General features: G+C 70.6%; 15 protein-coding genes. 5 read left to right on the top strand and 10 right to left on the bottom strand.

Features of this window, described 5'->3' with window-relative positions:
• Positions 1-2,418, bottom strand: coding sequence for a CaiB/BaiF CoA-transferase family protein (locus KLK06_RS39515; protein WP_214640790.1), 2,418 nt, complete (start codon positions 2,416-2,418; stop codon positions 1-3).
• 296 nt (positions 2,419-2,714) lie between these two features.
• Here KLK06_RS39515 and KLK06_RS39510 point away from each other — a divergent pair, with 296 nt between their 5' ends.
• Positions 2,715-3,632 carry a LysR family transcriptional regulator gene (locus KLK06_RS39510; protein ID WP_214640789.1) on the top strand — a complete coding sequence of 306 codons (918 nt, stop codon included), beginning with the start codon at positions 2,715-2,717 and terminating at the stop codon, positions 3,630-3,632.
• A gap of 223 nt (positions 3,633-3,855) precedes the next feature.
• On the top strand, positions 3,856-5,253 hold the full coding sequence (locus KLK06_RS39505; RefSeq protein ID WP_214640788.1) for an MFS transporter: 1,398 nt from the start codon (positions 3,856-3,858) through the stop codon (positions 5,251-5,253).
• A gap of 141 nt (positions 5,254-5,394) precedes the next feature.
• On the opposite strand, the gene KLK06_RS39500 is transcribed toward KLK06_RS39505, so the two are convergent.
• The 4 genes from KLK06_RS39500 to KLK06_RS39485 all read right to left on the bottom strand — a co-directional run bounded on the left by KLK06_RS39500 (position 5,395) and on the right by KLK06_RS39485 (position 9,438).
• Positions 5,395-6,006, bottom strand: coding sequence for an SMI1/KNR4 family protein (locus tag KLK06_RS39500; protein WP_214640787.1), 612 nt, complete (start codon positions 6,004-6,006; stop codon positions 5,395-5,397).
• Positions 6,007-6,220: 214 nt separating this feature from the next.
• Positions 6,221-7,594, bottom strand: a complete 1,374-nt coding sequence (locus KLK06_RS39495) for an ABC transporter substrate-binding protein (protein WP_214640786.1) — start codon at positions 7,592-7,594, stop codon at positions 6,221-6,223.
• Positions 7,595-7,627: 33 nt separating this feature from the next.
• Complete coding sequence (locus KLK06_RS39490) at positions 7,628-8,530, bottom strand: carbohydrate ABC transporter permease (protein WP_308168659.1); 903 nt, start codon at positions 8,528-8,530, stop codon at positions 7,628-7,630.
• Positions 8,527-9,438, bottom strand: coding sequence for a carbohydrate ABC transporter permease (locus KLK06_RS39485; RefSeq protein WP_214640785.1), 912 nt, complete (start codon positions 9,436-9,438; stop codon positions 8,527-8,529). Before KLK06_RS39485 ends, KLK06_RS39490 begins: the two co-directional genes overlap by 4 nt.
• A 393-nt stretch (positions 9,439-9,831) precedes the next feature.
• Here KLK06_RS39485 and KLK06_RS39480 point away from each other — a divergent pair, with 393 nt between their 5' ends.
• From KLK06_RS39480 to KLK06_RS39470, 3 genes are all read left to right on the top strand, one after another.
• A complete protein-coding gene (locus tag KLK06_RS39480; RefSeq protein ID WP_214640784.1) occupies positions 9,832-10,818 on the top strand; it encodes a LacI family DNA-binding transcriptional regulator in 987 nt (328 codons plus the stop codon).
• Between the two features lie 95 nt (positions 10,819-10,913).
• Positions 10,914-12,977: a beta-galactosidase gene (locus KLK06_RS39475; RefSeq protein WP_214640783.1), complete on the top strand. Its 2,064-nt coding sequence runs from the start codon at positions 10,914-10,916 to the stop codon at positions 12,975-12,977.
• A gap of 43 nt (positions 12,978-13,020) precedes the next feature.
• The gene (locus KLK06_RS39470; RefSeq protein WP_250906735.1) at positions 13,021-14,010 is read left to right on the top strand and encodes a S66 peptidase family protein; all 990 of its coding nucleotides are present in this window, start codon (positions 13,021-13,023) and stop codon (positions 14,008-14,010) included.
• Positions 14,011-14,043: 33 nt separating this feature from the next.
• Here the strand turns inward: KLK06_RS39470 and KLK06_RS39465 are convergent, their stop codons facing one another.
• From KLK06_RS39465 to KLK06_RS39445, 5 genes are read right to left on the bottom strand one after another with little or no spacing between them, the layout of a single operon-like run.
• Complete coding sequence (locus KLK06_RS39465; RefSeq protein WP_250906734.1) at positions 14,044-17,826, bottom strand: type I polyketide synthase; 3,783 nt, start codon at positions 17,824-17,826, stop codon at positions 14,044-14,046.
• The gene (locus KLK06_RS39460) at positions 17,826-18,884 is read right to left on the bottom strand and encodes a ketoacyl-ACP synthase III family protein (RefSeq protein ID WP_214640780.1); all 1,059 of its coding nucleotides are present in this window, start codon (positions 18,882-18,884) and stop codon (positions 17,826-17,828) included. Before KLK06_RS39460 ends, KLK06_RS39465 begins: the two co-directional genes overlap by 1 nt.
• A 47-nt stretch (positions 18,885-18,931) precedes the next feature.
• Complete coding sequence (locus KLK06_RS39455; RefSeq protein ID WP_214640779.1) at positions 18,932-19,981, bottom strand: ketoacyl-ACP synthase III family protein; 1,050 nt, start codon at positions 19,979-19,981, stop codon at positions 18,932-18,934.
• A gap of 46 nt (positions 19,982-20,027) precedes the next feature.
• Complete coding sequence (locus KLK06_RS39450) at positions 20,028-20,897, bottom strand: phytanoyl-CoA dioxygenase family protein (protein ID WP_214640778.1); 870 nt, start codon at positions 20,895-20,897, stop codon at positions 20,028-20,030.
• Positions 20,890-22,449 (bottom strand): FAD-dependent monooxygenase, encoded by a 1,560-nt coding sequence (locus tag KLK06_RS39445; RefSeq protein ID WP_214640777.1) that lies wholly within the window; start codon positions 22,447-22,449, stop codon positions 20,890-20,892. The genes KLK06_RS39450 and KLK06_RS39445 overlap by 8 nt, the downstream gene beginning before the upstream one ends.
• Positions 22,450-22,694 lie beyond the last annotated feature (245 nt).

Raw genomic sequence — 22,694 nt, 5'->3', positions numbered from 1 at the left:
TCAGTTCCTCTCGTTCTGCATGGTTGTCTCCTCCAGCACGCCCGCCTCGATGAGCGTCTGTATCTCGGACTCGGCCAGGCCGAGCAGTTTGGCGGCCACCAGCCGGGTGTGCTCCCCGGCCAGTGGCGCCGGTCGGAGTTCGGGGTCGGCGACCTCCCGGAACGTGGCCGGGGCGTTCTCGGTGCGCAACGCGTGGCCGATGTTCGGCTGGCGCATCTCGCGCAGGAATCCACGGGCCGTGAGCTGGGGGTCGCCGGGGTACTCGGTGACGCGCTGCATCATCCCGGCGGGCACGCCGGCCGCCTGCAGCCGTTCCATGGCCTCGCGCGGCGGGGTGCCGGCCGTCCACGCGGTCACGGCCGCGTCCACGAGGTCGCGGTGCGCGCGTCGGCCGGCCGCGTCGGCCAGCCGGGTGTCGGCGCGCAGGTCGGCGCGGCCGATGACGGCGCACAGGCCGCGCCACTGCTCTCCGTCCTCGACGCTCACCACGCACCACTCGTCGTCGCCCGCGCACGGGTAGACGCCCTGGGGCGCGTCCCATTCGCCGCTGTTGCCGTGGGCGGTGAACGAGCCGGGCTCCAGCGACTCGCGCAGGAAGCTCGTGGACAACTGGGTGAGGATGGTCTCGGCCTGGGAGACGCTGACCGTGCCGCCCTTCCCGGTACGCCGGCGTTCGATCAGCGCGGCGGCCACGGCGACCGCGCCGACGCGGGCGGCGATGTGGTCGGGGTAGATCGTGATCGCGTCGCAGAACCCGGCCTCGACGCCGGTGTCGCGCCAGAGCCCGGTGACCCCGGTGGCGGCGCGGACGAGCGGGCCGTAGCCCATGCGCCTGCTCCACGGCCCGGTCGAGCCCAGGGCGCTGCTGTCGGCCATGATGATGCGCGGGTTCAGCTCGCTGATGACGTCGTAGCCGAGGCCCAGGGACTCCAGCGTGCCGGGCTTGAAGTTGGACAGGATGACGTCGGACTCCTGGGCGAACCGCTTGAAGAGCTCCAGGCCCTCCGGAGAGCGGAGGTTGATGCCGGCGCTGATCTTGTTGCGGTGCCCCCAGGCGAAGCTGACGCTGATGGCCTCGCCGTTCAGCGCCTGGCGGCTGCCGTCCGGGTACGCCCGGCTCTCGATCTTGATGACCTCGGCGCCCTGGTCGGCGAGCAGCCGGCCCAGCTCGGCCCCGACCACGATGACGCCGAGGTCGAGCACGCGGAGCCCGTCAAGCGGCCGCCGCGGGCCCGCAGGCTCGCTGGGCTCGGTGGTCGTCGCGCGGGGCGGCTCGGCGGACACCTCGTCGTCGTGCTCGCCCACCTCGGGCGCCCGGTGGCGGAATCCCGCGCGTACACCGTTCACCTCGACGTACCCGGACGGCACCCGCCCGGTCAGCCCGGGGGCGACCTCGGCGTCGAGCAGCCCGCCGCGGGCCAGGAAGTGCGGGCCGGCCAGCACCTCGCCCGGATCGAGCAGCGCCGCGATCGGCACCCCGCGCTCCTGGCCCCGCGCCACCAGTTCGTCCTTGGTCTGGTCCCTGAACAGCGCGCCGATCAGGGCATGCAGCCGCTCGGCGGCCCCGAACCGGGCGCCGAGCGTGTCGTACTTGGGGTCGGCGAACTCCTCGGGCTCGCCGAGCCAGCCGAACATCCCACGCCACTGCCGCCGAGCAAGCACGCAGATCCGCACGTACCCATCCGCACAGGGGAAGATCGGGTACAGCTTCCCCGCGTCCGGGCGCCCGCGAGGCAGCTCCGTGGCCGGTACGCCGCCGGTGGCCGATCCGCCGATGCCGAATCCGGGGTCCAGCACCTGGGCGGTCATCTCGTACACCGAGCAGTCGACGTGGTCGCCACGCCCGGTGTCCAGCCGGTTCAGGTACGCCAGCAGCCCCGCCCACGCGGCCTGGACCGCCGCCGACTCGTAGGCCAGCGGCCCCGGCGGCATGACCGGTCGCCGGCCCGGAATGCCCGACCGCGACAGCGCCCCGCCGAGCGCCATGTGCGTCCAGTCGGTGCCGGTCCAGTCCCGGTACGGCCCCGTCTGCCCGAAGTCGGTAATCGAGACGACGACCAGCGCCGGGTTGCGGGCGAGCAGCGTGTCCGCGCCCAGGCCGAGCCGGTCGAGGGTGCCGGGCCGTTCGGTCTCGATGAGGAAGTCCGCCCCCGCCGCAAGGTCAAGCAGCCCGTCACGGCCGGCGGGGTCGCTCAGGTCCAGGGTGATGCCGCGCTTGTTGGCGTTGTGCGTGGCGAAATAGAGGCTGACGCCGTCGTGGAGCGGTTCCCGCCGGCGGGTGGGCGCGCCGCCGGGAGGCTCGACGCGGATGACGTCGGCTCCGAGGTCGGCGAGGTACCGGCCGCACATCTCGGCCTTGCCGTCCGCCAGGTCGATGACCCGGAGGCCGTCGAGGGGAAGGCCCCTGATCGCGGGCATGGTGAATCACCCCAGTGTGTGAAGAACGTGCGCGAATGACGCCAGACGTGACCTGTCACGGACCTCGGAGGCGATCCAGACCGGCGGCTCAGGCCTGTGTGCCGGATTTGTTACCGACAGGTGTCTTATGACGGAGAATGCCACGGCGATTCCTGTCTGAAAACGTCCGAAACGGCAACGTGGCACGCGTCCTGATCGGCAACGTGCGCGCGGCGCGCGTTTCGGCCGGATTACCGGGCCCCAACCGCGATGCATGGGTTGACGTGCGGCGACGGTCCGACACAGACTCCCGCCTCATGGACGTACAGCAGCTTCGGTGCTTCCTCGCCGTCGCCGAGGAACTGCATTTCGGTCGTGCCGCTGAGCGGCTGCACCTCACTCCGTCGCCGGTCAGCCGCGCGGTGAAGGACCTGGAGCGGGAGCTGGGGGTCGAGCTGTTCGTCCGCCGCTACCACCAGGTCGAGCTGACCTCCGGCGGCACCGTCCTGGTCGCGCGGGTACGCGGCATTCTGGAGCAGGTGGACGGCCTGAAGGAGGCCGTACACCAGGCGTCGGCCACGGAGAGCCGCGTGGTGCGCGTGGGCGGCACGCACCTGTGCCCGCCCGCGGTGATGGACCGGTTCGTGGCGGTGGCCGAGCAGCGGTTCCCCGCGCACCCCGTGGACGTGACGATGGCGCCGTCCGCCGAGCTGCTGCCCGCCCTGGAGCGGGGCGAGTTGGAGGCGGTCCTGGTGCACCTCCCGCTGGACCGGCTCGAGCTCGACAGCCTGGTGGTCGCCCGGTACATGTTCGCGGCGGCGATGCGGGCCGATGACCCGCTGGCCGGTGCTCCGGAGCTGACGTTGAAGGACTTCGCGCACCGGACGCTGACCGTCGGGCCGCCCACGCCTCAGCCGGTGGCGATGAACCGGCTGCACCAGCGGCTGAAGGACGCCGGCATCACCTCGTTCCACCAGATGCCGGACAACGACTCGGTCATGCTGGCCAGCCACGTCCGCCGCAGCCACGGCCTCACCCTGACGCTCGATCCGCGCAACGGCGGCAGCGCCAGCGTCTTCGACGACCCGGCCTTCGCGGTGGTCCCGATCCGCGAGAACCTGGAATTCCTGCTCGGCGTGGCGTGGCGGCGCTCCCGGGTGGAGCGGGACCCCTTGGTGAGCGGCCTCGTCGCGGCCATGCGCGAAGAGTGGGCCGGACAGGCCCTGACCCTTTAGTCCGCAGCCATCCCCGCTCGGCACGTTGCCTGTCCGCGCACGTTGCCTGTCCGCGTACGTTGCGTTTTGGCGCATGTGCACGTGCGCCAAACCGCGATGGTCACCGCCGCCGTGACCTGCCTACCGTTCGTCGCACCGCCTCTATGTGAGCCCCGCCACAAGCCCCGCCGCTAGAGAGCGCCTCCAGCCCACGCTCCATTCGTCCCATTTCCAGGAGGCCGCGATGTCTCACATGCCCCTCGACTCGCCTGCGCCGGTGTCGGCCCGCGGCGTGGACGCCCGCATCGACGCGATGCCCAAGGTCGGGCTCAACCGGGCGGCCTGGCTCGCCCTCATGCTCTGCTTCTTCTTCGCCAACTACGACATCTCCGTCCTCGCCATCACCCTCCCGGCCATGCGCGACGAGTTCGGGCTGACCGGGGCCGCGCTGGGGTACCCGGTCACCTGGAATCTCGTCGGCTACTGCATCGGCGCCTACCTGTTCGGGCGCGTCGCCGACCGGTACGGCCGGCAGAAGGGCCTGACGCTGACCATCGCCGCGCTCGGCGTCGGCGGGTTCCTGACGGCGTTCTCGTGGGACGTGTGGTCGCTGACGTTCTTCCGGTTCCTGACCGGTTGCGGGATGGGCGCCGTGCTCGCGCTGTGCTCGGCCTACATCGGGGAACTGGCCCCGAAGAACCAGCGCGGCGGCTACCTGTCGCGCCTGTACATGGTCGGCACCGTGCTGCTCCTGGTCATCGGGTTCGCCTCGCTGCCGGTGCTGGCGGCCTCCTCCACCGGCTGGCGCTTCCTGCTGGGCTTCGGCGGCCTGGTGCTGCTGGTGCTGCCGCTGGTCAACAGGAACGCCCTGGTGGAGTCGCCGCGCTGGCTGGTCGCGATGGGCCGTGCGGAGGAGGCCGACCACATCGTCCGTCAGATGGAATCCCGCGTCGGCCTGCCGCCTGGGGGCACCGACGACCTCCCCGGTGAGGAGAGTGCCCCCGCCGCCGCCGCCGCCGTCGCCGCCGCCGAGGAGGAGGTGTCCGCACGGGCCCTGTTCAAGGCCCCGTACCTGGCCCGCATGCTCATCGTGCTGGGCTTCTGGTTCACCTTCTACGTCGCCATGTACGGCTACGCCAGCTACCTGCCGCTCATCCTCGAAGGCATCGGCATCTCGACCTCCCACGCGATCCTGGTCAGCGTGCTGGGCCGGGCGATGCCGCTGATCTCCGTCATCGCGGCCGTGCTGCTGGTGGAGCGGATGGAACGCCGCACCATGGTCGTCATCGGCACCCTGGTGTTCGCCGCGTCCCTGCTGCTCATCACCTTGGACCTCGGCGAGGCGGTCGCCACCGCCGGGGCCTTGTTCAGCTCGTTCGGCATCGCCTTCATGGCCACCCCGGCCTACACCTACACCGCCGAGATCTTCCCCACCCGCGCCCGCGGCACCGCCTCGGCCATCGCCGACGGGGTCGGCCACCTGGGCGGCGCCGTCACACCTTTCGTGGTGCTCCCCATCCTCACGAGCCTCGGCGCGCGGCCGGCGTCCTTCGTGATGGTCGGCCTCCTCGTGATCGCCGCCGCCATCATCCGCCTCGGCGTCCGAACCCGCGACCGCTCCCTGACAGACATCGCCGCCTGACCTGGGGGCTTCTGCGCGATGGATCAGGCGGTGCCTGACGCCCAAAGAGCGGATTGCGGTATCCGCGCGACCTCGATCTCCATCGCCAGCCCCCAACGCAGGTCGACGGCGTACCTCTACCGGAGGGCGACGTGCGCCATGTCAGGGAGTTGGGACAAAACGCCTAGCACCTGCGGGCAGAACATCCGGATTTTCGGTGCTCCACCACAGCTCGCCGTCGACCGTCAGGTACGGCAACCAGTAGCGCACCGCAAGACCCGCGGCGAGCGCATCGGCCACCTCGGTGAGGTAGGTGCCGAGCGTGGGCCAGGCAGCATCGAAGTCGCCGAGGCCGTCGTGCGCGGTACAGCCGACCCGCCCATACCCGGGCCCGGGCCGCAGGTCGATCACCTGCGCATCGCCGTCCTGGGCGGCAAACGGTACCCATCGCTCGTGCCACCACGGCTCGGCGCCCGGCGGGTGCGGGGTGAGCCCGTCGAAGCTCGCGGCGACATCCATGCACGCGCGCCAGTGGTCGACGATGCCGGCCGTCGACAGCGGCGGCCCTTCGGGCAGGACGTTCGCCCAGATGCGCTGGCCGTCGTGGCGGCGCAGCGACTCGACGAGCTCAGTCGGGAAGGCGAGCCCCAGCGCGGCCTCGGCGGTGGCGATGTCGGCCGGGTCGGCGGGTGGGGCCAGCACGGCCGCGCTGGCCGGGGTATGCCGCGCCAGCCACTCCTCGATCCGCGCCCACGCTTCCGTCACCACGCCCACGCACACACCCTAGCCTCGCTTGGGTGGCAAGACTTGCTGCCGAAGTCAGAGATCCCGACCAGCAGCGACAGGATCGGCAACTTCGCTGATCCACAGAGATGTACGTTCGTCGTCAGTGCCGCTCCGGCGTCCACCGGCGCGATGCCGAAGACGTGTGGAATGCATGAAGCGGCCCGACGGGGGAGTCCCCCCGCCGGGCCGCCGGTCGTGGAAATCAGCCGCCGCTCAGCGTGAATCCCTGCTCGGTGCCGAAGGCGGTGATCCGGTCCTGCCAGGATTTCAGGGCCGCGGACAGGTCGCCGCCGCCGTCCACGGCCTGTCCCACGGTGTCCTTGAAGATGCTGTTGGCGTACACCTGGAAGGGGAGGTACTGCCAGTCGGCGCGGACGGCGGCCGAGGCGTCGCCCAGGACCTGGTTGATCTTCTGTCCGCCGAAGAATTCCTGCGGTGTGTCACGGAACGCCGGGTCGTCCAGCAGCGCCTTCGTGGCGGGGAACAGCCCGGCCTCGGTGTTCAGCGACTTGACGGCTTCCGGGTCGGAGTTGAGCCACTCCGCGAAGGCGACGGCGGCCGGGATGTTCTTGCTCTGCGGGATGACCGCCACCGAGGAGCCGCCGTTCTCGGCGTTCATCGGCTTGGCCGCGTCGTACTGGGGCATCGGGGCGACCGCCCACTTGCCCTTCGTCTTGGGGATGGAGTTGATGATGCCGTTCGGGGCCCAGGCGCCGGTCAGCCAGGCCGCGTACTTGCCGGAGCCCATGCCCTTCCACCACTCGTCCGTCCAGCCGGGCTGTGGGTCGACCAGCTTCTCGCTGAGCAGGGTGTTCCAGGTGCCGACCCACTGCTTGACGCCTGGGTCGGTGGCGAGCGTGACGCTGACCGAGCTCTCGCCCGAGGTCTTGAACGGCGCGCCGCCGGCCTGCCAGATCAGGCTGTCCACACCGCCGGCGTCGCCGGGATCGATGGAAGTGAGGAAGTTGTCCGGGTTGTCGGCCTTGATCTTCTTAGCGGTGTCGATGAACTCCGCCCACGTCGTCGGCGGCTTGAGCTTGAGCTTGTCGAAGATGTCCTTCCGGTAGAACATCGCCATGGGTCCGGTGTCCTGCGGGATGCCGAAGACGCCGCCGTTGATCGCCACCTGGCCCCATGCCGCGGGGGCGAACTTGTCCTTCAGCGCGGCGGCGCCGTAGTCGGAGAGGTTGACCACCTGCTTGGCGAGCGCGAACTGGGGCAGCGCGAAGTATTCGATCTGGGCCACGTCGGGCGCGCCGGAGCCGGCCTTGATCGCGGTCTGCAGCTTGGTGTACTGGTCGGCGGACTGACCCGCGTTCACCACGTTGACCTTGATGTTCGGATATTTCGCCTGGAAGCGGGCGACGGTCTTCTCGATCCCCGTGACCCACGTCCAGAACGTCAGCTCGGCCGGCTTGGCCAACGCGTCCTGGACCGCCGCCGACGCGCTCGGGGCGGCGGACGGGGCGGTGGTGGCGCCCCCACCAGTGCCGCCGCCGCACGCGGCCAAGGCCAGTGACAGGGCTGCGGCGACCCCGCCGGTTACGACACCGCGCCGCGATGGACGTGTTTTCATGACATTTCCTCATTCACTGGGATTCACGGGGAGTTACTGCTTGACGCTTCCGGTGGCGAGGCCCGACTGCCAGAACCGCTGGAGCGCCAGGAAGGCGATGATCAACGGCACGATCGACAGCAGGCTGCCGGTCAGGATGAGTGAGTAGGTGGCGTCACCGGCGCCGGAGGTGCCGCTGTTGGCCTGGGCGTTCCACTGGTTGAGCCCGACGGTGAGCGGGAACCAGGTCGGCGTGTTCAGCACGATCAGCGGCAGGAAGTAGTTGTTCCACGTCGCGACCAGCGCGAACAGCAGGACCGTGACGAATCCCGGGGCGAGCAGCCGCAGGGCGATGGTGCGGAAGATCCTGAACTCGCTCGCTCCGTCGATGCGGGCCGACTCCAGGATCGAGTCGGGCACCGCGTCGGCGGCGTAGACCCGCATCAGATAGAGACCGAACGGGCTGCACAGCGAGGGGATGAGCACCGCCCATGGGGTGTCGACGATCCCGATGCGGCTGAACAGCAGGTACGTCGGCACCGCGAGGGCCGTGCCCGGGATGGAGATCCCGCCGAGCACCACCGCGAACAGCAGCTTGCGGCCCGGGAAGTCGTACTTCGCCAGGGCGTACCCGCCGATGGTGGCCAGCAGGGCAGCCCCGCCCGCGCCCACCACGGAGTAGAGCACGGTGTTGCCGAACCAGCGCACGAAGATGCCGTCGTTGTAGCGCAGCGTCTCGCCGATGTTGGCGAACAGGTGGAAGTCCCCGCCGAACCAGAGTCCGAAGGTCGAGAACAGGTCCCCGCCGCTCTTGCTGGCATTGGCCAGCAGCCAGAACAGCGGCAGAACGGCGTAGCCGAACATCACCAGCATGATCACGGTGAGGGTGGGGCTCCTCCGGCGCTTCGCCTTGGAGGATCGGTGCGCGGCGGGGCTCGCCCCGGCGACGGCCGTCACAGGGTCTTCTCCCTTCTCGCCGTGAGGATCTGCACCGCGTACGCCACGACGACGGTGACCAGGCCGAGCACCACGGCGACGGCCGCCGAGTAGTTGATCTGCTGGCCGTTGAACGCGAGGCTGTAGGCGTACATGTTGGGCGTGTAGCTCGTCGTGATCACCGCGGGTGCGAGCGTCTGGAGGATGTTCGGCTCGTTGAATAGCTGGAAGCTGCCGATGATCGAGAAGATCGTCGCCACGAGCAGCGCGGGGCGCAGCGCGGGCAGCTTGACGCTCCAGGCGATGCGGATGGCTCCCGCTCCGTCCATCTCGGCGGCCTCGTAGAGCTCTTCCGGTATGGCGCGCAGCGCGGCGTACAGAATGATCATGTTGTAGCCGACGAACTCCCAGGTCACCATGTTGCCGATGGACCCGAGCATCCAGGAGCGCGACATCAGGTTGGGGGCGGCGACGCCCAGGGCGTCGCCGATCTGCCCCACCAGGCCGAACTGGTCGCCGTAGATGTAACCCCACATGAGGGCCGACACCACGGCCGGCACCGCGTACGGCATGAAGATCGTGATGCGGAACAGCGACGGCCAGCGCAGCCGGCCGCTGTCGATCGCCAGCGCGCAGCCCAGGGCGATGAGCAGCATGACGGGCACCTGCACCACCAGGAAGAGCGCGACGCGCAGCAGGCCGGCTCCGAACAGCGCGTCGCTGATGGCGCGGGTGTAGTTGGCCAGGCCGGAGAAGACCGTGCCACCGATCATGCGGTCCTGGAAGAAGCTGAGGTAGATCGCGTACGCCAGCGGCGCGACCACCGCGACCAGGAAGACCACGAAGAACGGCAGGAAGAAGGCGTAGCCGGCGACACGCAGGCGCAGGAAGGGCCGGGGGAGACCCGCGCGTACGGCAGGCGCGGTCATCTCGTGCTCCTGCCGCGCGATGTTCGCGCTGCCACGATGACGAACACTGAACCCTCCTTGAAGCCGCACTCCGACCTGCGCTGCCGTGTTCCGCTCAAGGCCGGGAGGTGCGGTGATTGCGTGTTTGCGTAAACATGACGGGGACGTTCCGTAGTCTGGAACGGGCCGCGAGACGTGTCAATAGGTAACCCAAAGTTAACAACCCTGCCTGATTTATCCATATTTAGGCGCTGCGATCGCCAGGGACGGGTGCCATTGACGGATGGGTCGTGTTCACGTAAACATCATGCGAGAGTTTGCACGGACAGCAGGCCGATCGGACGACCAGAGGTGACAGTGGACGGGGCGACCCAGGAAACGGCGTCAGGGCGGCGCCCGCGCAGGCGGCCGTCCATGGCTGATGTCGCCTCGATGGCCGGGGTCTCCAGCCAGACGGTCTCCCGAGTGGTCAACAACCGCAGCAACGTCGAGGAGGAGACCCGTCAGCGTGTCCTGTCGGCCATGCGCGTCCTCGGATACCGGCCCAACACGGCCGCGCGCGCCCTGGTCACCGGGCAGTTCCGCACCTTGGGTCTGATCAGCTTCGGGCTCGGCAGCTTCGGCAACGCCCGCACCGTCGACGCCATCACGAGGGTGGCGCAGCGGGCCGGCTACACCGTGAACATGATCGCCATCGAGTCGCAGACCGAGCAGGCCGTGCACGAGGCGTTCGACCAGCTCACGATGCAGGCAGTCGACGGCATCGTGCTCATCGAGGCGCAGATCCTCGACACACCGGCGCTCCGGCTGCCACCGGGCGTGCCGGTCGTGATGGCCGACGGCGACGCCAGCCACCGTCATCCCATGGTCGACACCGACCAGGCCTTCGGCGCCAGGCTCGTCACCCGTCACCTGCTCGACCTCGGCCACGAGACGGTCTGGCACGTCGCCGGGCCCGAGGACTCCTATGCCGCGCGGCGCAGGGCCGAAGCCTGGCACGCGACGCTCAAGGAGGCGAAAGCCGTGGTTCCCCAGGTCCTGTTCGGCGACTGGAGCGCGGCCAGCGGATACGAGGCGGGCCGCGTCCTGGCCGAGCGGCCTGGCGTGACGGCCGTCTTCGCCGCCAACGACCAGATGGCACTCGGCGTGATGCGCGCGATGATCAAGGCGGGATGGCGCATCCCCGAGGACGTCAGCATCGCCGGCTTCGACGACATCGACGAGTCGGCGTACCTCTCCCCGCCGCTCACCACCGTCCGCCAGGACTTCGACGTGGTGGCGGAGCGGATCGTCTCGCTCATGATCGGCCAGATCGAGACCGGCACCGCCCCTTCCGCCACTGCTTTCATCACTCCCGAGCTGATCGTCAGGGAGAGCACCGGCGCGCCGCCGCTGAGCTGATCCGAGCCCCCGCACCACACCCATAGAAGGGAGGAGCGGCGCCCTCGCCCGCCGAGGCCGCCGCGCCGACAATGAACGCCGTACCTCGCGATGTCATGCCGGTCTCCGGGACCGCCGGCGGCCCGTCTCCGGGCGACCGGTTCTGGCGCCGGCTCGGCGGCGTGGCCTTCGGCGGTGACTACAACCCGGAGCAGTGGCCGGCTGAGACCAGGGCGGAGGACCTGCGGCTTATGGCCGAAGCCCGGGTGAACCTCATGACCGTCGGGGTGTTCGCCTGGGCGCGCGTGGAGCCTGCGCGCGGAGCGTACGATTTCTCGTTCTTCGACCAGGTTCTTGATGACCTGCACGCGCACGGCATCACCGCCGACCTCGCCACGATGACGGCGTCACCGCCGCCGTGGCTGGTCCACGAGCACCCGGAGATCCTGCCGGTCACCGCGGACGGGACCGTACTGGGACCCGGCGGGCGCCAGCACTTCTGCCCGTCCAGCCCGGTCTACCGGGAACGCGCCGCGCTGCTGGTGGAGCGGCTGGCCGCGCACTACCGCGACCATCCGGCCCTCGGGCTGTGGCACGTCGGCAACGAGTACGGCTGCCACATCGCGGCCTGCTACTGCGAGGTGTCGGCGGACGACTTCCGCCGCTGGCTGCGGGAGCGGTACGGCGACGACGTCGAGGCGTTGAACGATGCCTGGTCGACGGACTTCTGGTCGCAGCGCTACGCGTCCTTCGACCACGTCCGGCCGCCCCGCACGGCTCCTACGTACCCCAACCCGGCCCAGCAGCTCGACTACATGCGCTTCAGCAACGAGGCGTTGCGCGACTGCTTCGACCTGGAGGCCGGCATCCTGCGGCGCGTCACCCCCGAGGTGCCCATCACCACGAACTTCCTGGGCGGCCTGAAAGCCGTGGACGTCTTCGACTGGGCGCCGAGGGTGGACATCGCGGCGGTCGACTCCTACCCCGACCCCCAGGACGAGCAGCCGTATCTCGCCCCCGGCCTGGTGTACGACACGATGCGCGGCTCCAGGGGCGGGGACCCCTGGATCCTGATGGAGCAGGCGCCGAGCGCGGTCAACTGGCGGACCAGGAACCCGATCAAGCAGCCCGGCCAGATGCGCTTGTGGAGCTGGCAGGCGGTCGCGCACGGCGCCGACGCGATCCTGTACTTCCAGTGGCGGCAGTCACGAGGCGGCGCCGAGAAGTTCCACTCGGGCATGGTGCCGCACGCGGGGGCCGACAGCCGGGTCTACCGCGAGATCGTGGCGCTCGGCAGGGAACTCGCCTCGGTGCCCGACCTGGCCGGCACCCGGGTCCGCAACCAGGTGGCGATCCTGCTCGACTGGAACAGCTGGTGGGCGCTCGAGCTCGACTCCCATCCCTCGGACGGCGTACGCCAGCAGGACCGCCTGCTGGACCACTACGGCCCGCTGTTCGACCTCGGCGTAGGCGTGGACGTGGTGCCGCCCTCAGCCGACCTGACCGGCTACGCCCTCGTCGTCGTACCGAACCTGTACCTCCTGTCGAACGAGGACGCGCGGCGCGTCTCGACGTACGTCTCCGGCGGCGGCGCGCTGGTCGTCTCCTTCTTCAGCGGGATCGTGGACGAGCACGACCGGGTCCACCTGGGCGGCTATCCCGCGCCGCTCCGCGAGGTCCTCGGGGTGCGGGTGGAGGAGTTCTGCCCGGCGTTGGAGCACGAGACGTTCCCCGTCCGGGGCCGCGGGGCGCTTTCCCACCTCGAGGGAGTCGCCGACCTGTGGCGGGAGGACGTGCGACTCGTCGGCGCCGAGGCCGAGGTCGCCTTCGACTCCCACGACTGGGCCGGCCGCCCGGCCGTGACCAGGCACGACTTCGGCGAGGGGACGGCCCGCTACCTCTCGACCCGCCTCGACCCGCCCAGCATGCGGGCGATCCTCGGCCTCGCGCTCGCCGAAGCGGGAGTGACCCCCGTCGTCGAGAACCTGCCCTCCGGGACCCAGGCGAGCCTCCGCACCGGAGCCGGCCGCCGCTTCCTGATCCTGCTGAACCACACCGCCGACAAACACGACATCACCCTCACAGGCGAGTGGACCGACGCCCTCAACCCGTCGAGCGAGACCGTCGGCACCACCACACTGCCCCCCTTCGGCGTCACGGTCCTCCGCGCCGCCGGCTAGAAAGCGATCGCAGGGGGTTCTGATTGGTTAGGCTTCGGCAGTGATGGATGTGATCTTCCCCCGCAAGCTGAACGTAGGCGACGTCGTACGAGTGGTCGCGCCGTCCAGGTCTCGCGCGATGGTGATGGAACACGACCACACCGACATCATCAGGTCTCGGTTCGCCGAGCTGGGCCTGACGCTCTCGTACGGCAGCCATGTCGATGAGCGAGACGCGTTCGACTCCTCCAGCATCGCCTCGCGGGTCACCGATCTGCATGAGGCCTTCGCGGACCCGTCGGTGGCCGCGATCCTGACGGTCATCGGCGGCTACAACTGCAACGAGCTCCTGCCGTTCCTGGACTGGGAGCTGATCCGGGCCAACCCGAAGATCTTGTGCGGATACTCCGACATCACCGCCCTGCAGAACGCCATCCTCGCCCGAACCGGGCTGGTCACCTACTCCGGCCCCCACTGGTCGACGTTCGGTATGCGAGACCACTTCGAACAGACGCTGCGCTGGTTCACCTCGGTCGTGTTCGACACCGCCCCGGTCACCCTGGCCCCGGCGGCGCGCTGGAGCGATGATCTCTGGTTCCTCGACCAGGACGAACGCGACCTGACCCCCAACGACGGATGGTGGCCGATCCGGCCCGGCACCGCTGAGGGACGCATCGTCGGCGGCAACCTCTGCACCCTGAACCTGCTGCAAGGCACCCCCTCCATGCCATCCCTCGACGGCGCGCTCCTGATCCTCGAGGACGACCTCGAGTCGCACCCGGCGACCTTCGCCCGCGACCTGACTTCCCTGCTGCAGCTCCCCGACGCTCAGGGAGTACGCGGACTGGCGATCGGCCGGTTCCAGCACGCCAGCCGCATGACCCGCCCACTGCTGGAACAGATCATCGACGCCCAACCGGCACTGACCGGCGTCCCGGTCCTGGCCAACATCGACGTCGGCCACACCCACCCGCTGGCCACCTTCCCGATCGGCGGCCAAGGCCGGCTCGCCTGCACTGAGACCCAGACAAGCCTGACCCTGCTCCGCCACTGACCCGTCGCAACGTTCCGCCCCTACAGGGCTCCCTCAACCCGCAGCACCGTTCCCATTACCGTTCGAGGCGGACACCAGACCGGCGATGTAGTCGGAGACCGCGGCGACGGTCGGTTGCCGCCACAGCAGGGTCGTCGGGAGCGAGCAGCGGAACCGTTTCTCCAGCCGCCGCCGGACGACCACCGTCAGCACCGAGTCCAGCCCCTGCTCGACCAGCGGCCGGTGGGGCGACAGGTCGGCGGGGGCCAGCCGCATCTCCTGGGCGATCTGCGCACTGACCTCCTCGAGCAGGAACGCCCGCAGCTCCACCGGCCCCAGGCCGGCGATCGATTCGGCGGGCCGCACGCCATCGGCGCCGTTCTCTGAGGGGGCCGGCACGTCGATCACCGGGTACCGCAGTCCCGACAGCCAGCCGACCACGGCGCCGGCGAGGTCGGTCACCCGTACCTGCACCGTGTCGGCGCGCTCGGGGTCGAGCCACACCTCGATGTCCACCATGGCCGGTGGCTCGCCGACCGTGACCAGCCGATCGACGTTCGTCACCATGCGGAGCAGCGGGTCACCGGGGAACGCGCTCGGCGCCACCGACATCGCCGCGTCCAGCACGGGCGCCCACGTGGCGGCCGGCCCGCAGCGTACCCGGGCGCGTAGCGCGCCGTGGTCGCGCAGCAGTTCCTCGACCGTCCAGTCGAACCCGGTGCCGGGTACGCCGACGGCGGCGAGTCGCTGCATGATCAGGCCCGGGTCCGCCGGGGTGAGCGGCCGCGCCGGGGGAGTGGGCGCCTCGCCCGGTTCGGTGGGCGTCGTGGCGGTGGCGATCATCTGCCAGGCGGCGTCCGGTTCGCCTGCGGCACGGGCGGCCAGCCGCAGCCCGGTTCCCTGCCGTACGACCTGAACCTCGCGGCGGTCGGCGGTCAGCAGCGGCGCCGACATCGTCACCTCGCCGAGCACCTGACCTCCGGCGGCGGCGAAGAAGGTCGCCGCGAGCACCGCCGCCGGTACGATCTCCACGCCCTCGATGGCATGGCTGCCGGGATAGGGCCGGGTCTGGTCGTCCACGCCGGTCCGCCAGAGCCGTACGTCGGTGCCCGCGAGATCGAGGCCGTCGCCGAGCAGCGTGTGCGTGTCGGGATCGTGGCCGCGACCGGCGGTGTCCGGGGCTGACGGCGTACGCCAGTGCGTGCGGTGCTGCCAGGGGTATGAGGGGAGGACGACCGGCCCGCCGGCCGGCTGCAGCCGATGCCAGTCCACCTCGACGCCGGCGCAGTGCGCGGCGGCCACACTGGCCAGCAGGGCGGCCCGCGTGGGACGGTTCCGCCGCAATGACGCGCCGACGAAGATCTCCTCGTGCCCGCCCGCGCCCAGCGTCTCCAGCACCGAGTGGGTGACCACCGGGTGCGGGGAGAGCTCGACGAACGCGCGGTATCCGTCGGCCGCGGCCGCCGCAATCGCGTCGGCCAGGCGTACCGGCCGGCGCAGGTTGACCGCCCAGTACGCGCCGTCGAAGCCGGGGTTCGCCCGTGGATTGTCCAGCGCCGTCGAGTAGACGCGGATGCCGGGGACATCGACCTTGAGGTCGGCTGTGGCGGCGGTCAGGTCGGCCAGGAGCGGATCCATCTGCGGCCCGTGGAACGCCACGTCCGAGGCGACCCGGCGGGCCGGGATGCCCTCCTCGATCCAGCCGGTCAGTACGTCGGCCACGGCGTCCGGATCGCCGGAGACGACCGTCGAGCCGGGCGACGACGCGATCGCGGCGACCACGTCGGTACGGTCCCCCAGCAGCCGCGCCGTCTCGGCGAACGGGAGCTGCACCATGGCCATCGCGCCGCGGCCGGCCACCCGCCGAAGCAGCCGGGACCTGCGGCAGATCAACCGGGCGCCGTCCAGGCGGCTCAACGCCCCGGCCGTCACGGCGGCGGCGATCTCGCCGACCGAATGGCCGATGACCGCGTGCGGACGAACCCCGTACGCGCGCCACAGCTCGACGAGGCCGAGCTGCATCGCGAAGATCATGGTCTGGATCCGGTCCACCTCGGTCAGCTCATCATCGGTGAGCACCTCCCGTGGCGAGAAGCCGATCTCGGCGGCGAACACCGGCTCCAGCTCGTCGATCACCGCGGCGAACGCCGGCTCGGTCGCCAGCAGCTCGCGGCCCATGCCGGCCCACTGCGAGCCGTGTCCGGAGAACACGAACACCGGGCCGGGACCGGGATCGACGAGCACCCGCCCGGTGATCACCGCGTCGTGCGGGGCGCCGGTCGACAGGGCGCGCAACCGGTCGGCCAGCGCGGCCGGGTTCTCCGCCGCCACCACCGCCCGGTGCGGCAGGTGGGCTCGGCGCAGCGCGAGCGTGTGCCCGGCATCGGCCGCGGGCAGGTGGCCGACGACGCCGGCAAGATTCCCGGCGGCCTGCCGCAACGCCGCCCGCGACGCGGCGGACACCGGATACAGCCGACGCGCCGTCCCGTTGGCGGACGCCGAATGCAGCCCGCGCGCGGTCTCTTCGGCGAGTGGTGCGGTCGGTGGTGCCTGTTCGAGGACGACGTGGGCGACGGTGCCGCCGTAGCCGAAGGCGGAGACCGCGGCCCGGCGCGGATGCGCGGAGGCGGGCCACGGCGTCGGCGCGTCGACCACCCGCAGCCCGTTGCCCTTCCAGTCGATCGCCGGAGTGGGCGTGTCGAGCCGGCTCGGCGGGAGCTCACCGCGTTCCAGCGCCAGGACCGCCTTGACCAGGCCGGCGATGCCGGCGGCACCCTCGAGGTGACCGATGTTGGACTTGGCCGACCCGATCAGGCACGGCTCCTCCGCCGGCCGGTCCGCCCCGTACACGGCGCCCAGCGCACCGGCTTCGAGGGGGTCGCCGACCGCGGTGCCGGTGCCGTGCGCCTCGACGTAACCGACCGTGCCCGGCTCGACGCCCGCCTGCCGCAGTGCGCGGCGCATGACGTGCTCCTGCGCCTGGCCGCACGGCGCCATGATGCCCGCGGTGCGCCCGTCCTGGTTGACCGCGCTGCCGCGGATGGTGGCGAGGACGCGATCCCCATCCCGTACGGCGTCGGCGAGCCGCTTGAGCACCACGACCGCCGCGCCCTCGCCCCGCCCGTAGCCGTCGGCGGCGGCGTCGAACGACTTGCTCCGCCCGTCCGGTGCCAGCGTGCCCGCGGCGTCCAGGGTCAGCGTCTCGCCGGGAGACAGGATGAGGTTGACCCCGCCGGCCAGCGCCACGTCGGTCTCGCCGGAGCGCAGGGCCTGCACGGCCAGGTGGACGGCGACCAGCGACGCCGAGCACGCCGTGTCCACCGCCAGGCTCGGGCCGCGCAGGTCGAGCGCGTACGACACCCGGTTGGCGACCGCGCAGGCGGCGGCGCCGATCCCGGTCCACGCCTCGATGTCAGGCAGATCTTCCAGCAGCCGATGCCCGTAGTCGCCGGTGCAGACGCCCACGTACACGCCCGCGTCCGTGCCGGCCAGCGCGTCCGGCGACACGCCGGCGTGCTCCAGCGCCTCCCACGCGGTCTCCATCACGAGCCGCTGCTGGGGGTCCATCAGCTCCGCTTCGCGCGGCGAGAGCCCGAAGAACTCCGCGTCGAAGTCGGCCGCCCCGTCCAGGTAACTCCCGTACGGGACGGCGCGGCGTAACGCCGCCGCGTACGAAGGGCCGCGATCGGCGTAGTCACGCCAGCGGTCGGCGGGCGCCGGTCCGCTGGCGTCCCGGCCCTCGCACAGCAGGTTCCAGTAGTCGTCCGCTGAGCCGACACCGCCAGGCAGGCGGCAGCCGATCCCGATCAGCGCGATCGTCTCGACCGGTCGATCCATCACACATCGCCTCCCTGCATCCGCGCCCACACGGGCGACTCGAGAATCTCCACCACGGCGCCCGAGATGGTCACGCCTGGACCGAATCCGAACATCAGCAGGTGGTCGCCGGGTCCCAGGGCGTCACTGCGGATCAGGTGCTCCAACGCGAGGATCTGGTCACTGGCCCCGCAATGGCCGATCGTCCGGCCGAAATCCCAGACCGACCGGGACGCCGGAATGCCCAGCCGGTGCTCGCAGATCTGGTCGGCGATCTCCTGGGAGGTGTTCATGCACGCCACCCGGGTCACGTCATCCGCCTTGATCCCGGCCTCCGACAGGGCCTGGTCGATCACTTCGGCCATCCGGTCGTCCAGTGTCACCAGCACCTGGGTCCCGTCGCCTTCGACCATCGCGCGCCGCCGGAACACGTCGTTGTGCGCCGCGAAGTCCACCGTGCGACCCTCGGTGACGCCGGGCGGGAACAACGGCTCGGCGCAGCGGTGCATCTCCTCGGCCTGCGACACCGACATCGTGCACACCGAGGCCAGCCGGGCGAACCCCGGTTCGGTGTCGAGCACGAGGGCGCTGCCCGCGTCACCGGCGACGGCCCCGGGCAGCATCCGCCACCGGTCGACGAGCGGAGTGCCGTAGTTGTCGGCGGCGACCAGCAGCGCCGCCTGGCGGCCGGGCGCGCGCAGGTAGCTCACGGCCAGCTCCAGGGCGGTGAACATGCCGTTGCAGCCCTGCTTGAGCTGAGTCGACAGGACGTCGTCGCCGACCAGATGGCGCTGCACGTACGCCTGCGGAGGCCATCCTTCTGGGCCCTGATGCCAGGTCGAGACGTACAGCAGCAGGTCCAGATCGGTGGGGGAGCGCCCGCTGCGGGCCACCGCGCGCCGCGCCGCGCGCAACGCCATCTCCGGTGGCGGGATGTCACCGGCCACCGCGACCGCGGCGAGCCGGTGCAGCTCTACCTCCTCGGCGGAGTACCATCCCGCCGCCACGGCGTGCTCCACGCTCACCGTGGCGGGTAAGTACGAGCCGACTCCGCTGATGTACATGTCCGCCGTCTCCATGCCGCCTCCCGGGCTGGTCGAACTCGATCGTCGATGCGCACGCCCGCTCAGCCTGGCCCGTCGGAGACGTACTCGCTGGGGATGTCGAGGATCCGCAGGACGGCGCAGGCCATGGTGGTGCCGGCGCCCAGCCCGACGAGCAGCACGTAGTCGCCGCGGACAAGCGCCCCGTCGGCCAGCAGGTGGTCGAGGGCGACGAACTGGTCGCTGACCCCGAGGTGGCCGATGCCGGCGCCGTATTCCCAGGTGGTGTCGGCCAAGGTCAGCCCGAACCAGTTCACCCCCCGATGCTCCAGGTCGTCCCAGCGCCCGTGGGGAAAGGCGACGCGCGCCACCTCGTCGAGCGTGATCCCCGCCTCCTTGAGCGTGCGGTCGACCAGCTCCATCAGCGTTGTCTGGATCGCGAGCATGACGTCGGCTCCGTCGCCGGCGAAGAGTCGCTGGCGGAAGTCACGGTTGCGGGCGGCGAAGTCGAGCGGCCGGCCCACGGTCGCGTCCGGTGGGAACATCGGCACGCCGCCGTCGTTGACCGACTCGGCCTCCGGCAGCACGATAACGTTTACCGACCGCACCTCGGCGAACCCCGTGTCCGTGGTGATCAGCAGCGCGCATCCGGCGTCGCCCATCACGTTGCCCTCGATCATGCGCCACCGGTCGACCAGCGGGGTGCCGTGGTTGTCGGCGCCGACCAGCAGCGCGGTGCCGCCCGGCCGCAGGTAGCCGGCGGCGAGCTGCAGCGCGCTGAACAGCCCGCAACATCCGTGCCGCACCTCGATGCCCAGGACGTCGCCGCCGACCAGGTGCTGTTGCAGGTAGTACTGCGGTTGCCAGCCCTCCGGCCCCTGATGCCAGACATCGGCGTACAGCATGAGGTCCAGGTCACGCGGCGACATCCCGCCGGAGCGCTCGAAGGCGTGCCGGGCCGCGCGGAGCGCGAGCTCCGGAGCCGGTACGTCCCCGGCCACCGCAGCGCCGCCGAGGCGGAAGTACTCCATCTCGTCGGCCGGATAGCGGCCCTCGGCGACAGCCGTCTTGATGCTGACCACCGGTGGCAGATGGACGCCGATACTGCGCAGGTAAATGTCGGGGGTGCGCATCCGTCCTCCTTGCTGAAGCAGCGCGGGCGTGGTGGAACGGGAAACCTCACTGGGTGTCGGCCATCGCGGGGTTCTCCGCCCCGTCGCGGAGCAGCAGCATCGGATCGCTCAGCTCGTACAGGCCGCACATGGGAGGGCAGGCCTCGTAGCCGAGGAGCCGCTGGATGTCCTCGGGGTAGCCGCGGACCGTGTCCAGCGGCAGGGACAGGTAATGGTTCTCCTCCTGGCGGAGGTTGCCGAGGTCGTAGGCGTACGACAGGCCGGTACGAGGCGCGTCGGAGGCGTTGACGCCGGCACCGTGGTACGTGCTGCCGAGCCACAGCAACGCCGAACCGGCCCGCATCTCGGCGGGGATCGCCTCGTCATCGCTGGGGGCCCGCTCGTCGTCCCACCGGTGGCTCCCCGGAATCAGCCGGGTGGCGCCGTTGTGCGCGGTGAACTCGCTCGCGGCGACCATGACCTGCACCCGGCTCTCCGGACCCGGGTGGCTACGGAGGTGGGCCGTGTCGTCCCGGTGCAGCCCTTGGATCGGCACACCGGGCCGGATCTGGATCGCCCGCGAGATGCCGAGCTGGATCGTCGGGACCAGCTCCACGCGCTGTTCGCCGAGCCAGGCCCGTACCGGGCGCTGCAGGAAGTGCCGCGCGCTGCCCAGGAAGTGCGGCTGCCGCATGATCGTGATCGAGTGCTCGCTCCGGCGTACCAGGCCGGGCAGGATCCGGGTCTTCTTGCCGACCAGCCGCCCGTCGCCGTCCTCCTGGCGTTCCAGGGCCGGGCCCAGGTCGTCCCACAGGCCGCGGAGCGTACCGGCGTCGATGAAGTCCTCGATGATCACTGTTCCGTCACGCTCGACCACCTCGATCGCCTCGTCGACCGGGGCCGACGCGGGCAGTGTGGTCAGCTTGCGATCACTCATTCCGGCCTCCGGAGGCGCTCGGGTGGTCAGGCGGTCCGGGTGGCCCGAACCATCGGGTGAGGGCGGCCAGTAGCGACGCCTGGTCGGCGGGCGTGCTCCAGGCGACGAAGCCGTCCGGCCGGATCAGCAGGGCGTCCGCCGGGGCCTCGGCGCATTCGGCCGTGACCACGTCGACCCGGTCGGCCCAGGGTTCGGCGAGTGCGCGCAGCTCAGGGTCGGCGGCGAGGTCGAGCAGCAGCGGCCGCCCGGTGCGTTGCAGCTCCGCGACCCGTACGGTGCCGCCGGCGCACCGCAGCCGCAGGTCCGGACTGTAGCGCCCGACCAGCGGACCGGTCAGCGACGGGTCGCCCATGTCGTAGCTGATGTGCAGGTCGTCGATCAGGGCGGTGAGCTGCCGGTTCGCCTCGTCGCGAAGCAGCAGCTCGGTGAGCAGCCGGCGCAACGCGTCGACGTGCTGTCCGGGCCGCATCAACGCGATCGAGGCCCGCTGGACCTCCAGCGTCTGCTCGCCGATCGGGTGCCGCTCGGAGGTGTAGGTGTCGAGCAGATCTTCGGAGCACCAACCGCGCGCGACCGCGGCGAGCTTCCAGCCGACGTTGAGGGCGTCTCCCATCCCGAGCCGTAGTCCCGGGCCGCTCCAATGCGAGTGGACGTGCGCCGCGTCGCCGACGAGCAGCAACCGCCCACTGCGGTACGTCTCGGCCTGCCGCGCGTTGTCGGTGAACCGGGTGATCTTCTTGACCTCGGTGACCGTCACCTTGGTGCCGCTGAGCCGGCGCAGCGCCTCCTGGAACTCCTCGAGCGTGATGGCCGCGTCCCGGTTCGCCGGTGCGCCGTCGAACTCCAGCGTGATGAACCGCGGCGGTCCCTCCTCGTACACGAGGAGCCCGCCGTCCTTGCGGAACCAGCCGGGGAGGTGGAATCCGGGGTCGTCGATCTCGGCGAAGGCTCGGTATCCGGTCGTGATGCCGTCCGTTCCGGGAAAGGCGATGCCGGACAGCTTCCGGATCAGGCTCCGGCCGCCGTCGCAGCCGGCGAGCCATTCCGCCTCCATCTGGTACGGCCCGTCCGGCCCGTCGACGTCGAGACGCACCCGGTCGTCGTCCTGGGTGAAACCGATTACGGTGTGGCCGCGCCGTACCTCGATGCCGAGCTCCACCGCGCGCCGCGCCAGGTCCTCCTCCAGGAGTTGCTGCGGCACCAGCAGGTCGGGGGACTCCGGGCGGAGCAGGAACATACTGGCGAAATGCCGCGCGCCGGGGAACGCCTTGGGGAGCAGGCTGTCCGGCCGTTGCTCGCCTGCGGCGATGCGTTCCTGCTGCTCGGCCGTCGGTGGCGTGGCAGGCGCCTCGGTGACCCCGATCATGAGACCGCGACGGTCCATGATGTCGATCGCCCGCCCGGTTATGCCTTCCGCCTTCGGGCGCCATTCGATCTCGGGTAATCGTTCGAGCACCACCACCGGGACGCCGTGGAGAGCCAACTCGCACGCGAGTATGAGCCCCACGGGACCCCCGCCGACAACCGCGACCTGTGCCTCCACGTGCGCCATTAACACCTCTGCTGGGGAGAGAAAATGAGCCTGCTGGAAGAGCTGTCGGGTTGCCCATCACAGACCGGCGACGCGTACGGCGGTCTCGCAACCTGAGTGTTGACAGATGTGTCCGGGTGGTCAGCGCCGATGTTAATCGGATGATCCATATATGACTAGTGGTGTCATTTTTCGGACTAACCATGCATAATTTTCAACGCTGATGATCAACGGCGTGCCGGGTCGGTTCCTGCTTCGGTGCCCAG

Origin of the sequence: Nonomuraea sp. NEAU-A123 (genome assembly GCF_018603905.1) — a bacterium.
GTDB lineage: Bacteria > Actinomycetota > Actinomycetes > Streptosporangiales > Streptosporangiaceae > Nonomuraea.
Note: the sequence above shows the minus strand (reverse complement) of the source record. Positions and strands in the feature narration are given on the sequence as shown.

Excerpts from the sequence above, each read along its gene's own strand:
- KLK06_RS39475 (WP_214640783.1), top strand. The coding sequence starts at position 10,914 with ATGCCGGTCTCCGGGACCGCCGGCGGCCCGTCTCCGGGCGACCGGTTC.
- KLK06_RS39445 (WP_214640777.1), bottom strand. The coding sequence starts at position 22,449 with ATGGCGCACGTGGAGGCACAGGTCGCGGTTGTCGGCGGGGGTCCCGTG.
- KLK06_RS39450 (WP_214640778.1), bottom strand. The coding sequence starts at position 20,897 with ATGAGTGATCGCAAGCTGACCACACTGCCCGCGTCGGCCCCGGTCGAC.
- KLK06_RS39505 (WP_214640788.1), top strand. The coding sequence starts at position 3,856 with ATGTCTCACATGCCCCTCGACTCGCCTGCGCCGGTGTCGGCCCGCGGC.
- KLK06_RS39510 (WP_214640789.1), top strand. The coding sequence starts at position 2,715 with ATGGACGTACAGCAGCTTCGGTGCTTCCTCGCCGTCGCCGAGGAACTG.
- KLK06_RS39485 (WP_214640785.1), bottom strand. The coding sequence starts at position 9,438 with ATGACCGCGCCTGCCGTACGCGCGGGTCTCCCCCGGCCCTTCCTGCGC.
- KLK06_RS39495 (WP_214640786.1), bottom strand. The coding sequence starts at position 7,594 with ATGAAAACACGTCCATCGCGGCGCGGTGTCGTAACCGGCGGGGTCGCC.
- KLK06_RS39515 (WP_214640790.1), bottom strand. The coding sequence starts at position 2,418 with ATGCCCGCGATCAGGGGCCTTCCCCTCGACGGCCTCCGGGTCATCGAC.
- KLK06_RS39455 (WP_214640779.1), bottom strand. The coding sequence starts at position 19,981 with ATGCGCACCCCCGACATTTACCTGCGCAGTATCGGCGTCCATCTGCCA.
- KLK06_RS39480 (WP_214640784.1), top strand. The coding sequence starts at position 9,832 with ATGGCTGATGTCGCCTCGATGGCCGGGGTCTCCAGCCAGACGGTCTCC.
- KLK06_RS39460 (WP_214640780.1), bottom strand. The coding sequence starts at position 18,884 with ATGGAGACGGCGGACATGTACATCAGCGGAGTCGGCTCGTACTTACCC.
- KLK06_RS39465 (WP_250906734.1), bottom strand. The coding sequence starts at position 17,826 with ATGGATCGACCGGTCGAGACGATCGCGCTGATCGGGATCGGCTGCCGC.
- KLK06_RS39470 (WP_250906735.1), top strand. The coding sequence starts at position 13,021 with ATGGATGTGATCTTCCCCCGCAAGCTGAACGTAGGCGACGTCGTACGA.